The following is a 14,159-nucleotide window of genomic DNA, read 5'->3' on the forward strand; positions in this document are numbered from 1 at the left end:
CCACAGGAGATACCGTGCCCGACGCAGACTCCGCTGCCCGTGTGGCCACCGTCCGCCACAGCGCCCGGGACATCGCCGATGCCCTCCAGCGGGACACCCCGCCGGAGAAGCGTCTCTATCCCACTCCGGAGCAGCAGGACGTCATCGAAGCCGGCCTTGATCCGATGCTCGTGGTCGCCGGCGCCGGCTCGGGGAAGACCGCCACGATGGCGGACCGGGTCGTGTGGCTGGTCGCCAACGGCCTCGTTCGGCCCGATCAGATCCTCGGAGTCACCTTCACCAAGAAGGCCGCCGGTGAGCTCAAGGAGCGCATCACCGGGCGGCTGCGTCAACTCATCGAAGCGGACCTGATCGCCCCCGAGGACATCGTCCCTCCGGAGCTTGTCGATGACGCCCGGACCCAGTCGATCTCGGAGCTGCTGGCCCCGGCGGTGTCCACCTACCACTCCTACGCCAACACCCTGGTAGGAGAGTACGGGCTGCACATCGGCCTGGAGCCGGAGACCCAGCTGATCGGGGAGGCCAAGGCCTGGCAGATGGTGCACCGCATCGCCAGCAGCTACGAGCGGGCCCAGGTGCTCGTGGACGCGGAGCAGTCTGCGGGGAACCTCGCCGGCCAGGTCATGCAGCTCGCCTCGGACTGTGCGGAGCATCTGCGCACCCCCGACGACGTCGAGGCTCACCTGGATGTGGAGCTCGCCCGCTACGACGGGTGGGTCGCCGATGGGGCCTCACCGAAGAAGGAACAGATCGCTCTCGCCCAGTCGCTGCGTGTGCGCCGCGAAATGGCAGAGCTGGTGCGTCGCTTCCAGGAGGCCAAGCGTCACGAGGGCTTCATGGACTTCGGGGACCTGCTGCGCTTCGCCGCGCAGATCGCCATGGACGTGCCCAGCGCGGGAGCCGCCGAGCGCGAGAAGTACAAGGTGGTGCTGCTCGACGAGTTCCAGGACACCTCCTTCGCCCAGCTGGCGCTGTTCTCCCACCTGTACGGCGCCGGGATCGACGGGCGCGGAGAATCCGGCGGCGTGGGGCACGCGGTGACCGCTGTGGGGGATCCGAACCAGTCGATCTACGGCTTCCGCGGCGCCTCAGCCGGGCAGCTCTTCGACTTCCCCCAGGCCTTCCCTGCTGTGGATCCGGCCACTGGGGACCGCCGAGCCGCCGATCTGAAGCAGCTGACCGTCGCCTGGCGCAACGGCCGCACCATCCTTGAGGTCGCCAATCGGATCGTGGAGCCCTTTCGCCCGGACTCGGCCGATTCCCTGGGCAAGCCCTGGCGGCAGCACAATGCGCATCTGCGTGCCCGGCTGAAGCCGCTGAGCTCCCCGGACAGCGCGGGGGACGGCACGGTCCGCGTCGGCTGGTTCAGCTCCGAGGCGGAGGAGTCCCAGGCCATCGCCGCCCAGCTGGCTGACACCCTTGACGTGCTGCCTGGTGCGAACCGTCCCAGCTGCGCGGTGCTCTCCCGGACCCGCGCCCAGCTGGAGACGGTGGCGGAGCACCTGCGGGCCGCCGGCATCGAGTACGAGCTGGTGGGGCTCTCCGGGCTGCTCAGGACCCCGGAGGTGGCCGAAGTGCTGGCCTATCTCCGGGTGGTGGCGGACCCCGGCCGTTCTGATGCGCTGATCCGGATCCTGGCCGGAGCTAGGTACCGTATCGGGCCCAAGGACCTGGTCCAGCTGCAGCGTGCGGCCCGTGACCTGGAAGGTCTGCGTCTGCGAACCGATGCCGACCAGGAGACCGCCGACGGTGCGGATGCGGAGGACCGGTACGAGTCCACTGCACTGGAGATGGACGAGCGCTCGTCCCTGGTGGAAGCCCTGGAGCGTCTCCAGGACGACCCGCAGCAGGCGGAGAGGCTCGGACTGTCGGCTGAGGGCCATCGCCGCCTGGTGCTGGCCAAGAATCAGATCCGGCGTCTGCGTCAGTGGACCGGGCTGGACATCGGTGTGCTGATCCAACGAGTCATCAGCGACACCGGCCTGGACATCGAGGTCGCCGCCCGGCCCTGGGAGGAGCAGCACCATGCGGCTCGGCAGCTGGATGCGCTCATCGATGAGGCCGAGGGCTACGCAGCTACCGAGACCACCCCGGACCTGCGCAGCTTTCTGGACTGGTTGGATGCCGCGGAGGAGCGCGAGCGAGGACTCGAGCAGGCCGACGTCGAGCCCCGGCCCGGGGCGGTGCAGCTGCTGACCGTGCACGCCTCGAAGGGACTCGAATGGGATGTGGTCGTGGTGGCGGGCCTGCGGGAGGAGAAGTTCCCCAGCAAGCAGGCTGATCGCTGGACCGGAAGCAACGGGATGTTGCCGGCCCGTCTCCGCGGTGATCGCCGCAGCATCCCGCAGTGGGAGTCGGACCAGGAGGAGCTGCGGGCCTGGGCTGTGTCCGCCGGGTTCGGCGCCTGGAAGCAGTTCACCGAGGAGAACCCCGTCTACTCCCAGGACGTCCGGGACTTCACCCGGGAGGAGGAGCGACGCCTGGCCTATGTGGCGGTCACCCGGGCGAGGCACCTGCTGATCTGCACGGGGGCCTGCTTCTACGGACCGAGCAAGGGCCAGGAGCCCTCCGAGTTCCTGGAAGAGATCCGCGAGGTCGTCGACGCCGACGGCGGGGCTGGTCAGAACCGGTTGGCGTGGGCCGAGGTCGAGGACCTCACCGCCAACCCGTTGGCCGGGCAGGTGCTTGGGGCGCACTGGCCCTATGATCCGTTGGCTCCGATGCCCATCGCCCGCTACCGGCAGCAGGAAGCGCCTGAAGGTGAGGCCCGACTGGCGACGATGGAGCTGATCGAAGCACCAGCGCAGGTACCGGGGCGCCGCCCGGCCCTCACACGTTCGGCCGACCTGGTGCGCACCGCTGCGGCCGAGTTGGAGGCCGACGCCGGGGTTCAGGCCCAGGCCGAGCTGACGCCCTGGGAGCAGGAAGCCCAGTGGATCGTCGACAGGGTGCGCTCCCAGCGGCGGGGGAGCGGCTTACCTTCCTTCCCGTCACACATCAGCGTCTCCGGGGTGGTCGGCCTCGCGCAGAACGCCAAAGGCGTGGCGGAGTTCGCCCGCCGGCCCGTGCCGGTGAAGCCCTCCCAAGCGGCCCGCCGCGGCACGGTGATGCACGAATGGATCGAGGAGTTCTACCAGACCCGCAGTCGGCTCCCGGACATCGAAGAGCCGGGGAGGGGCGATGAAGAGCTCGACGACGCCTTCGACCTCGCCCAGGTCAAGGACCAGTTCACCGACACCGAGTGGGCGCAGCGTCAGCTGTACGCTGCCGAGATCCCGGTGGAGACCTCCATCGATGGTGTGGTAGTGCGCGGCCGGATCGACGCCGTCTTCGGCCGTGACCAGGACGGTCGGGACCTCACCGCTCAGGACCACCACCGCTGGGAGCTGATGCCGAGTGCAGAACGAAACGCTCAGATGCAGCAGTGCCAGTGGCACCTGGTCGACTGGAAGACCGGCATGGTGCCCACAGGGAAGGACCTCACGGAGAAGCAGCTGCAGCTGGCGGTGTACCGGTTGGCCTTCCATCGGCTCTACGGGGTGCCGCTGGACCAGATCGAGGCCTCGTTCTTCTACGTGGAGCACGGGGTCACGGTGCCCGGCACAGACCTGCCCGAGGCGGACGCATTGGAAGCGCACATCCGTGGGGCCCGGAGACATTTCGGGGAGTAAGGCGCTCGTCAGGCAGTCGTAGAAGGACTACCGTTCAGGCACCGGCATCAGACTGGAGAAGCTCATGGGCAGTGAAGACCTCGAACTCGATGCAGCTATTCGCGACTACGCATTCTCCTGGCTCGATCGAAAGACCAGGGGAGGTCACGAAGCACTGACATGGCAGGACATTCTGGCCTTTAGCCAGGAGAATCCGTATGGAGTGGCCTTGGCGCTGCGTCCGCAGGGGATCTTTAAGCCTCGTGTCATGTCGGCTGCGCTGTCCATCAAGACAAAGCCTGAGGAGGCACGGACCGACCGGAAGTTCGTATATGACGATGGAACGCCTATTGACGGCATCGCGCGGTACAAAGAACAAGCCACGAACCAGACTCACAACGGATGGTTACACAAGGCTCATGAGCTCAGGATGCCCCTTGTCTACTTCAGAGGTATTACGCAAGGCCAGTACCGCGCTATCTATCCCACCTATGTGGTCGGGTACGACGCGGCGCAGGGTGACTTCCTCCTGGACGTCTCACAGACGTGGACACCAGGGTCACCTGTCGACATCGGTTTCGCTCCCAATGCCGTGGAGATCGCCACCAGGCACACTAAACGAATGATCATGTCTCGGGACCATCAGGAAGACTTCCGAGCAATCGTGTTGGCGGCCTATGGAACCCGGTGTGCCGTCTGTGAACTCAGGCATGGCTCGCTACTTGACGCCGCCCACGTCATCCCCGACAGCGATGGAGGGCGTGCCGCCGTCAATAACGGGCTGGCCATGTGCAAAATCCACCATGCCGCGTACGACGCCAACATTATGGGGATCTCTCCCGACTACCGGATCCATATCCGACGGGACATTCTTGAAGAAGTCGACGGACCGATGCTCAGGCACGGATTGCAGGGCCATGAAGGGCAGTCTTTGCGGGTTCTCCCCACGCCGCGCAAGTGGCAGCCGCGCCGTGACTATGTGGAGGCGCGATTCGATACATTCAAGGATGCTGCGCCCGTTGGCTAGTGTGAGGTGACTACCGCACTTCACGCCTCGTACGCAGCGTCGAAGAACGCGCGCTCGATGCCCACCACCCGGTGCCAGCGATCTGCCAGGCGCGCGGCCGCGTCGTCGTCGTGCTCAGGGGCCACGCGATTGAGCTCATCGATCAGGAACTGGGTCCAGGCGCGGAATTCATCTCCACGGTGAAGATCGATCCAACCGCGGTGTGTGGGCGTCGTGGGCAACTCACGGTCCAACTCGCCCCAATCCAGGTATAGCCACTCTGCGATCACCAACACCACCAACAGGTCGGCGTAGTCCCGCGCGTGTGCGACCTCCCACATCTGCGTCACGAACTCCTCCGTGGGGCGGGCCAATGCAGGGTTCTCCACCTCCTGCTGCGGCACCTCCAACTCCGTGAAGGACTGCCGGAAGTACCCGTCTTCGTCAGCTGCCAGCATCCCCAACTGCTGGGAGAAGCGCAGCCGCGCGGCTCGCGAGCCCGTGGTCGCCACACAGGCGCCCAGCATCGCCACGAAGGCGTCGAAGAACTGATAATCCTGCACCAGATAGCGCGCGAGCACCTCATCACTGATCGTTCCCGCGAACAGCTCCTTCACAAACCGGTGATGGACCGCGGCCTCCCAGTCCTCTGCGGAGGCGGCCCGCAGCCGGCCAGCGAAGGACTCGGAGTGGACATCGGCAGTGGTGGTGAACGGAACGCCAGTCATGGCAACATCCTAGGTGTACTGAGTCAGGCGTCAGGGACCCACTCAGCACCTCACCAGCACGCGTTCGCCGCGATCAGTGAGTATCCCCGATACTGAACCCATGCCCGAAGGTGACAGTATCTACCGCGAGGCCGCGCTCCTGCACGGGGCGCTGGCGGGCAGAACCCTGCTCGCCTCCGAGTTTCGCGTCCCGGCCTTTGCCGCCGTCGACGTCGCTGGTCAGACCATCGAGAGGGTCCATTCCCGAGGGAAGCACCTGCTGATCCACCTGCCTCAGGCCGTACTGCACTCGCACCTGAAGATGGAGGGCACCTGGCATGTCTACGGCCTCCCGGCGGACGGCAGCAGGCCCCACTGGAGGCGCCCCGGCCACACCGCCCGTTGTGTCCTCACCACCGCTGGCCATCAGGCGGTGGGATTCTCCCTGGGGGAGCTCCACGTCTTCAGCCCTGCCGAGGCACAGAAGCACCTGGCACACCTGGGGCCAGACCCCCTTGGAGACGACTGGGACGCCGGCGAGGCCTGGCGCCGCCTGCTCACCCAGCCGGATCGGGCCATCGGCGTCGCGCTGCTGGACCAACGGAACCTGGCCGGCGTCGGGAACGTCTACCGCAGTGAGATCTGCTTCCTCGCCGGGTTCCACCCGGAGATTCCCGTCCGCAGCGTTCCAGACCTCGAGCGTGTCCTGGCCCTCGCACACCGCCTCCTGGGCATCAACAAGCTGCGCCCTCGACGCTGCACCACGGGCACCCCTGGCGGCGGCACCGACCTGTGGGTCTACGGCCGCGGGGGAAAGCCCTGCCTGCGTTGCCGAGGACGCATCGAGCGCGCCACGTCAGGAGAAGCGGCCCAGCGACGCGCCGCCCAGGAGGATCGGGTCATCTACTTCTGCCCCCGATGCCAGCCACCTCCCGGAAGCCCGGCTGCTCCGCAGAGCCCGTGGGTCGCGCGCTGAGCAGTCTCAGACCCGCGCGGCCTCCCGGCGGCTGAGCCAGATCACATAGGCGGCGATCAGCACACCCACACCGGCGGCCACCGCCCCCACATAGCTGGGTGCCCGCAGACCCCAACCGGCGTCGATCACTGCCGCGCCCAGCACGGCGCCCAGGGCGTTGGCGGCGTTGAACGCCGAGTGATGCAGCGAGGCCGCCAGCTGGGGTGCCCGCGGCGCGGAGTCGATCAGGAAGGTCTGCATGGCAGGGCTCAGGCAGGAGGCAGAGGCCCCCACCAGGAACAGGAACACCAGCGCCAGCACCACGACATGCGCGGTGGAGGCGAACAGCACCATGAACACGGCGATCAGCGCCATGGAGATGATCACGGTCCCCAGCACCGACTTGTCGGCGGCCCAGCCGCCCACGAAGTTGCCGACCACCATGCCGACCCCGTAGAGCCCCACCACATAGGGCAGGTAGCGGGGGTCCAGCAGGGCTACGTCGGTCATCACCGGGGAGATGTAGGAGTATAGGGCGAACATGCCGCAGAACCCGATGACGGCCAGCAGGATCCCCACCCACAGCTTCTGGGACCGCAGACCCTTCAGCTCGCCCATGATCGAAGCGTGCTTCGACGGCATCTGCCGCGGCGCAAAGACGGCGACGGCCGCCATGGTGATCAGCGCCAGCACGATCACGATGGCGAACATCCAGCGCCACCCGAACTGCTGACCGGCCCACGTCACCACCGGGACACCGATGACGTTGGCGATCGCCAGGCCGCCGAGCACCGCGGCGATCGCCTTCGACCGACGGGTGGGACCCGCCATCTGCGCGGCCATCAGTGCCGCCACTGCGAAGAAGGCGCCATGCGGCAGCCCGGAGATGAACCGGGCGGCCAGCATCGTCTCGTAGTTCGGCGCCACCAGGCTCAGCCCGTGGCCGATCACGAACAGCCCCAGCAGGAACAGCGCATAGCTGCGCCGCTCCCGGGTCGCCCCGGGCAGCGACAGCAGCGGGGCGCCGACCACCACACCCAGGGCGTAAGCACTGATCAGGTGGCCGCCCTGCGGGATGGTAATCCCCAGATCGGCCACGGCCTCCTGCAGCAGGCCCATGATCGCGAACTCGGTGACACCGATCGCGAAGCCGCCCAGAGACAGCGCCACGATCGCGATGGCGATCTGCCGTCGGGAGAACCGCGGGTCCTCCGTCACCAGGGGGATGTCGCTGGTGGCGGGGTGCGCGGAATCGGTCTGCGGAGCATGGTGGGAGGTCGGCACGGAGAATCCCCTCGTCAATCAGGTGTGCACGCCGAGGGCGGCGCGGAAGACAGGACTGCGTTCGTCAGAAGAGAGCACACCGGTGTGCTGAACACGCAGGCGACAACCCGCGGTACGGGACACACATTCCCTCCCGCAAGGAGATAGCTGTCACATAGCTGGCACAGCACCGGCGCCGTCGGGCTGGCCCAAGGGAAGCGAGCCAGCGCGACGGCGCCGGAAGGTCCCCGTCAGGGGGCGGATCAGGAGCCCGGCGGGCGCAGCCCCGGATACGCCGAGTACACCGAGTCTCGCGTGCCGGACGACGACGGCGCCTCACCGGAGCCTGACTGCTCGCCTGATGGGCCGGGAGTCGGCGTCTCGGCCGAGGTGGTGACCTCGGCTGTCTTCGGCTCCGTCGCCGGGGCCTCGCTGTCATGAGCGGTCCCGACGGCGTCTGGGGAATCCGCTCGATCGTCGGCTCCGGTGGCGTCGGCGACGACCGCATGGGAGCCGGTGTCGGCGCTGGGCGCGGAGCGAGCACTGTCCGCGGAACGGGCGCTGTCGGCGGACTTCGCCGGGAAGTAGTTCTTCTGCTTGGACCGCTTCTCGGACTCCTCATCCGGCAGGATGGGCAGTGAACCCGAGGACGGGTGCCGTTCAGCGCCGGGTGAGCCGGCTCCTGCCGGCGGCACCGGGGAGATCGTCCCGGTGGGGACGTCGTCGTCATCCAGGAAGTGCGAATCGTCCACCTGCTGGGGGATCGCACCGGTGGGCTGCTCGTCCGCGGGAGCCCCGGCCATGCCGGGGGAGCCGGCCGAGACCGCGGGAAACTGCCCTGTCGGGGTCTCGTCGTCGAACTCGGACTCGGTCGGCGCCTCGGCCGCAGCATCAGCCCGAGCCTGACCGGCCCCCTGGTCCTGAGCACCGGTCTCGGCTGCGGCCCCGGCGTCCGAGTCCTCGGCGTCCTGGTTCGCAGCACCGTCCTCGTCGGGGGAGCCCTCAGCGGAGGCGTCCTCATCGGCCGAGGCGTCGGTGATCACCGCGGGTTCGTGATCGCCTGCTCCAGAGTCGGCCCACTCGCCGGTGTCGGCCACCGTGGCGGCCGCCCCGGCGCGAGCCACCGGACGCGAGTCCTGCGCCTCCGCGGGCTCCTCACCCTCCATCGGGGTCAGGGCGATCGGCTGCCCGCCGTGGGCCTCGATGTCCTCCTCGAGCTGCCGCAGCAGGTTCAACGCCTCGTCGATCATCTCCCGGTTCTCGGTGGCGTGTCCACGGACCAGCCACTGGGCCAGGGCGAACTCGGCGGTCAGTGCGGCCCGGCGCATCAGGTGCGGATCACTGGGCCCCCGGCGATGCTCCTGGTAGGCGGTCAGCACCGCCTGGGCGAAGTCAGGGTCAGGGGTGGCGGTCAGCCACGCGAAGTCGTCGGCGGGGTCCCCGATGTGCAGGTCGGTCCACCCCGTCACGGCCACCACGCGCTCGCCGTCCACGTGCAGGTTGTCCTCGTGCAGGTCACCGTGGGCCACCGCCGGGGTGAAGTCCCACAGCTCCTTCTCCTCCATGGCGTGCTCCCAGCGGCGCAGCAGGGTGGAGGGGATCTGCCCGGTGGTGGCGGCCTGGTCGAGCTCGTTGAGGCGACGCTGCCGGAACCTCTCGGCCGAATAACGGGGCAGGTCCGCGTTGTCCACCACGGACTCGTCCAGATCATGGATCGCGGCGATCGTGCGGCCGACGTCGCCGATCACCTCGGCGCCGGAGGAGGTGAGCTCTTCGAGTTCCAGGGTCTGGCCGGGAAGATGGTTGTACACGAAGGTGCGCATCTCGCCGCGGCGCACCGCACCGGCCACCGACGGGACCCGGAAGGGCAGCTCGGCGCGGATGGCGGTGGAGAAGCCGCGCAGCACCTGCAGCTCGGTCTCCAGGCGCATCGCCGCCTCCTGGTGCTGCGGAGACCGGATGCGCCACCGGTTGCCCTCGGCATCGATGACGATCGCCGAGGTGAAGTCGCGGGCGTCGTCGGCGACGGCGGCCACGCCGGTCGGGGAGAGGCCCGGCACGGCGGCGGTGGCCAGCGCCGCCAGTTCCATCGATGTCCATCGCACGGTCACCAGCGTATGGTCTCGGGGTGCTCCGGGACCGCTAGGCCACGCCGTGTTCCTCAATTCCTCAGGCTCGGACCAGCCACCGCCGAGCGCTACGGTAGATCCATGCAGTCTGCACCCGGTGTTCTCGACCTCCCGCTGACCCGTCCCCGCATCGACCGGCGGGACCAGGATCGACAGCGTCCCGACTGGCTGGCGGAGGTCTGGACGGCTCCCGGCACCGGTGTGCTCCGGCTCGACGGCGGCCGCGCCCCGGTGCGCGCCGCCCGCTCCGACGGCGGCCCTGACGCCGAAGGCTCCCGGAACGGGACAGAACACGACGTCGCGCACACCTCGCGCCTGCGCCTGGTCTTCGAGGCGCCCGAGGGCCCGCTGCCCGAAGACGCCGTCTACCTGGGAGCGGCACCCCTAGGAGCCGCTTCAGAGGCCACTCATGAGGAACGTCCGCGGCACCTGATCGCCGTGCCCGCCCCCGGGCAGGCCCACGACGGCGACCTGGCGTCCGTCACCGAGTCGTCCTCCGCCCGGCCATCAGGCCACGCAGACAGCGGAGTCATGCGTCAGTCGGGCGATCGGAACGGCGTCTCCGACACCGAGCACCCGGTCCTGCGCTGGGCGGACCTGCGCTCCGTCGGCGCCCACCTGCCCGCGCTGGAGGGCGAACTGCTCACCCAGGCCACCGCCGTGCTGAACTGGCATGCGAACTCCGCGCACTGCCCTCGCTGCGGCGCCGTCACCGAGGTACGCAGCTCCGGCTGGATGCGGCAGTGCCCGGCCTGCGGAGCCGAACACTTCCCCCGCACCGACCCTGCCGTCATCACCGCCGTCGTAGATCCCCAGGACCGACTGCTGCTCGGCTCTGCCACCCGCTGGGACGCCCGCATGTACTCCACCTTCGCCGGCTTCGTGGAGGCCGGCGAGTCCCTGGAGGACGCGGTGGTGCGCGAGGTCGCCGAGGAGGCCGGCGCCGCCGTCGCACGCGTGGAGTACATCGGCTCCCAGGCCTGGCCGTTCCCACGCTCGCTGATGCTGGGCTACCTGGCCCACACCCGCGACGCCGTGGCCCATGCCGATGAGGATGAGATCCGCGACGTCCGCTGGTTCACCCGGGAGGAGCTCCACCAGCAGGTCGCCGAGGGCCGCATCGGCATCCCGCCGCGGTCCTCGATCTCCCGAGGGCTGATCGAACACTGGTACGGTGGCACGTTGCCCGACGTCGACATCTGGAGCAGAGGAGCGCGATGACCTCGACCCCGTCCGATCCTCAGGCTCCGGACGCGGTCCTCGCCGGGCTCGACGACGAGCAGCGCGAGGCCGCCAGCACGCTGACCGGGCCGCTGTGCATCCTCGCCGGCGCCGGCACCGGCAAGACCCGCGCCATCACCCACCGCATCGCCTACGGAGTGCGCGCCGGCGTCTACGATCCCCACCGGCTGCTGGCCGTGACCTTCACCGCCCGGGCCGCGGCCGAGATGCGCTCACGGCTCAACGCCCTGGGCGCCCCCGGCGTGCAGGCCCGCACCTTCCACGCCGCCGCCCTGCGCCAGCTGCAGTACTTCTGGCCGATGGCCATCGGTGGCACCATGCCGGAGATCCTCGACCATAAGGTCCGCCTGCTCACCGAGGCGGCCCGGAGGCTGCACATCTCCACCGACCGGGCCGCCCTGCGGGACCTGGCCTCCGAGATCGAGTGGGCCAAGGTCTCGACCCTGACCCCGGACTCCTACCTGGAGCTCGCCGCCCACCGCCCCGAACCGGGGGGAGTGGACCATCGCACCTTCGCGAAGCTCTACCAGTCCTATGAGGACGTCAAGCTGGACAAGCACCTCATCGACTTCGAGGACGTGCTGCTGCTGACGGTGGGCATGCTCGAGGACGACGAACGGGTCGCCGCGCAGGTGCGTCAGCAGTACCGGCACTTCGTGGTGGACGAGTACCAGGACGTCTCCCCGCTGCAGCAGCGTCTGCTGGATCTGTGGCTGGGTGGCCGGGAGGAGCTGTGCGTGGTCGGAGACGCAGCCCAGACCATCTACTCCTTCACGGGCGCGACCCCGGACCACCTGCTGCAGTTCACCCGCCGGCATCCGCAGGCGAAGGTGGTCCGCCTGGTGCGGGACTACCGCTCCACCCCGCAGGTGGTGCAGCTGGCCAACGTGCTGCTGGCCGACCGCACCCGGGAGCAGGCGAAGATCCGCGCCCAGATGCAGGCCCAGGGTGAGCAGCCGCCCGCGTGGCCGGATCCGCTGCGACTGATCTCTCAGCGCGAGCACGGGCCGGCCCCGTCGCTGACCCAGCATGCCGACGACGACGCCGAGGCCAGCTGGATCGCCGAGCAGATCGTCGCGCTGCGGGACTCCGGGGTGCCGCTGAGCGAGATCGCGATCCTCTACCGCACCAACGGGCAGTCCCAAGCCTTCGAGCAGGCGCTCGCCACCGCCGGCATCTCCTACCAGCTGCGCGGCTCCGAACGCTTCTTCTCCCGACGGGAGGTCCGCGAGGCGCTCGCCGCGCTGCGCACCTCCTCCCTGGTGGAGGAGAGCGGCGACGGCGTGCCCAAGACCGTGCGTGACATCCTCTCCTCCCACGGCTGGCGCCGCGAGGCCCCCGAGGGCACCGGTGCGGTGCGGGAGCGCTGGGAGTCGATGTCCGCGCTGGTGGGCCTGGCCGATCAGCTGCACGCCGAACGGGAGATGCTCGACGAGACGCTCACCATGCGGCAGTTCATCACCGAGCTCGAGGAGCGCTCGGCCGCTCAGCACGCCCCCACCGTGGAGGGCGTCACCCTGGCCTCCCTGCACTCGGCCAAGGGCCTGGAGTGGGACGCGGTCTTCCTCGCCGGACTCAGCGAAGGGCTGATGCCGATCACCTTCGCCAAGACCCAGCGGGAGATCGATGAGGAGCGCCGACTCCTCTACGTGGGCATCACCCGCGCCCGGAAGCACCTGTACATGTCCTCCGCCCAGTCCCGGCACTCCGGGGGCCGGGGCCGACGCAGCCCGTCGAGGTTCCTGCGGCCGCTGCGCCGTGAGCTCGGGCTGGAGGAGCCCACCCGACGGATCGCGCCGTCGTCGGGGACGGTGAACCCGAACTCGCGGGCGAAGAAGAGGACCGCCACCTGCTCCTCCTGCGGGACCGTGCTGACCACCGGCACCGAGGTCAAGCGCCGCCGCTGCGAGGACTGTCCGGCCCGCTACGACGAGGAGCTCTACGAGCGACTGCGCTCCTGGAGGTCCTCGCACGCCAAGGAGCTCGACGTCCCGGCCTTCGTGGTGTTCACCGACGCCACCCTGGAGGTCATCGCCGAGCGGCTGCCGCGCACCGACGCCGAGCTGCTGCAGGTCCCCGGGGTGGGGGAGAGGAAGCTGGAGAAGCACGGTGAGGCGCTCAAAGCCGTCCTCAGCGAGGCGGCCCAGGCCCGCCGCGGCTGAGACGCGTCGCTGAGGCGCCGATGAGGCGCGTCGCTGGGGCGTCCCGGCATCATCGGGTCTCCGTCAGACTCTGGCCCTCACTGGGGATGGCTCCAGGCGAAGCTGACGCCCTCGAGGAACGCGTCGGCCTCCCGGGTGCGGGGATAGCGGGCCACCAGGGCCTGGAACCGCGGCCCGTGCCCCGGTTCGATCAGGTGCGCCAGCTCATGCACCAGCACGGCGTCCTGGACCCACAGCGGCATCTTCTGCAGACGCGACGACAGCCGAATGGTCCCCTCCGTGGAGGTCGTGGAGCCCCAGCGGGTCGTCTGCCGGTCCGACCACACCACCGAGGTCGGCCGGGGGATGTCGTCGAGATGCTCTCGAGAGAGCTCCAGGGCGCGGCGCATCAGCTCCTCGTCGGTCCGTCGGCGCTGTTCCGCACGGCGCCGGAGCTTCTGCTGGAAGGCCCGCGCATGCTCATCCACCTGGGCGCGGCTGAGTCGGGACGGCACCCGCAGCCGCAGCGTGCCGTCCAACTGGTCGGCGGTCACGGTGCGTGTTCTGCGAGGGGAGCGGATCACCAGCACCTCATCGCCGTCGACCATGATCCGCTGGGCGTCCTGCGGTCCGGCAGAGCCGCGGCGCCGATCGGTGGAGCTGCGAGGCATCTGTCCTCCTGGTGCTGGTGCTGTGCTGTGCTGCCCGGGGCTGTGCTGTGGGAGAGGCGCGGTGGTGTGTGTGGGGCGGTCGCAGGAGAGTCTAGCGGCGGCCGGTGACAGGGGACCTCCCCATGAGGGGAGCCGCATGGTCACCGCCCATCACCCCAGGTCAGAGCAGCCTGTGGATAACTCTGAGAGTCGGTGCCTGAACTCTGCCAGGATGTCGTCATGGACCTCACCGCTGTGGACGCCGCCGGCGCCGACGACCTGGAGAAGGTGGATCTGGAGCTCGGCGCTGCCGGCCCGGTGTACCGGTTGCCGCCCCGGGCGACCGTCACCGGCGTGGGCGAGACCACGCTCCACCTGCGCTCAGGGACAGCCTCGGTGCTCCTGGAGGGAGACGC

The 14,159-nt window shown here is 69.2% G+C and carries 9 protein-coding genes; 5 read left to right on the forward strand and 4 right to left on the reverse strand.

What is annotated here, in order from left to right; genetic code table 11:
* The first annotated feature begins 14 nt into the window (after window positions 1-14).
* Window positions 15-3,671: an ATP-dependent DNA helicase gene (locus Q7C18_RS00420; protein ID WP_311023520.1), complete on the forward strand. Its 3,657-nt coding sequence runs from the start codon at window positions 15-17 to the stop codon at window positions 3,669-3,671.
* Window positions 3,672-3,735: 64 nt separating this feature from the next.
* Window positions 3,736-4,677, forward strand: coding sequence for an HNH endonuclease (locus Q7C18_RS00425; RefSeq protein WP_070159365.1), 942 nt, complete (start codon window positions 3,736-3,738; stop codon window positions 4,675-4,677).
* Window positions 4,678-4,697: 20 nt separating this feature from the next.
* On the opposite strand, the gene Q7C18_RS00430 is transcribed toward Q7C18_RS00425, so the two are convergent.
* Window positions 4,698-5,384 carry a TenA family protein gene (locus Q7C18_RS00430; protein WP_311023524.1) on the reverse strand — a complete coding sequence of 229 codons (687 nt, stop codon included), beginning with the start codon at window positions 5,382-5,384 and terminating at the stop codon, window positions 4,698-4,700.
* A 100-nt stretch (window positions 5,385-5,484) separates the two neighbouring features.
* On the opposite strand from Q7C18_RS00430, the gene Q7C18_RS00435 reads away from it, so the two are divergent.
* Entirely contained in the window at window positions 5,485-6,339 is an 855-nt protein-coding gene (locus Q7C18_RS00435; protein WP_311023525.1) for a DNA-formamidopyrimidine glycosylase family protein, read from the forward strand.
* 6 nt (window positions 6,340-6,345) lie between these two features.
* On the opposite strand, the gene Q7C18_RS00440 is transcribed toward Q7C18_RS00435, so the two are convergent.
* Window positions 6,346-7,602, reverse strand: a complete 1,257-nt coding sequence (locus tag Q7C18_RS00440) for an MFS transporter (RefSeq protein WP_311023526.1) — start codon at window positions 7,600-7,602, stop codon at window positions 6,346-6,348.
* 242 nt (window positions 7,603-7,844) lie between these two features.
* Complete coding sequence (locus Q7C18_RS00445; protein WP_311023527.1) at window positions 7,845-9,686, reverse strand: phosphotransferase; 1,842 nt, start codon at window positions 9,684-9,686, stop codon at window positions 7,845-7,847.
* A gap of 105 nt (window positions 9,687-9,791) precedes the next feature.
* On the opposite strand from Q7C18_RS00445, the gene nudC reads away from it, so the two are divergent.
* A complete protein-coding gene (gene nudC / locus Q7C18_RS00450; RefSeq protein WP_311023528.1) occupies window positions 9,792-10,931 on the forward strand; it encodes an NAD(+) diphosphatase in 1,140 nt (379 codons plus the stop codon).
* A complete protein-coding gene (locus Q7C18_RS00455) occupies window positions 10,928-13,114 on the forward strand; it encodes an ATP-dependent DNA helicase UvrD2 (protein WP_311023529.1) in 2,187 nt (728 codons plus the stop codon). The genes nudC and Q7C18_RS00455 overlap by 4 nt, the downstream gene beginning before the upstream one ends.
* Window positions 13,115-13,191: 77 nt before the next feature.
* Here the strand turns inward: Q7C18_RS00455 and Q7C18_RS00460 are convergent, their stop codons facing one another.
* Entirely contained in the window at window positions 13,192-13,764 is a 573-nt protein-coding gene (locus Q7C18_RS00460; RefSeq protein WP_311023530.1) for a M48 family metallopeptidase, read from the reverse strand.
* Window positions 13,765-14,159: the final 395 nt, after the last annotated feature.

The sequence above is a fragment of the Nesterenkonia sp. CL21 genome, assembly GCF_031705515.1.
Lineage (GTDB): Bacteria > Actinomycetota > Actinomycetes > Actinomycetales > Micrococcaceae > Nesterenkonia > Nesterenkonia aethiopica.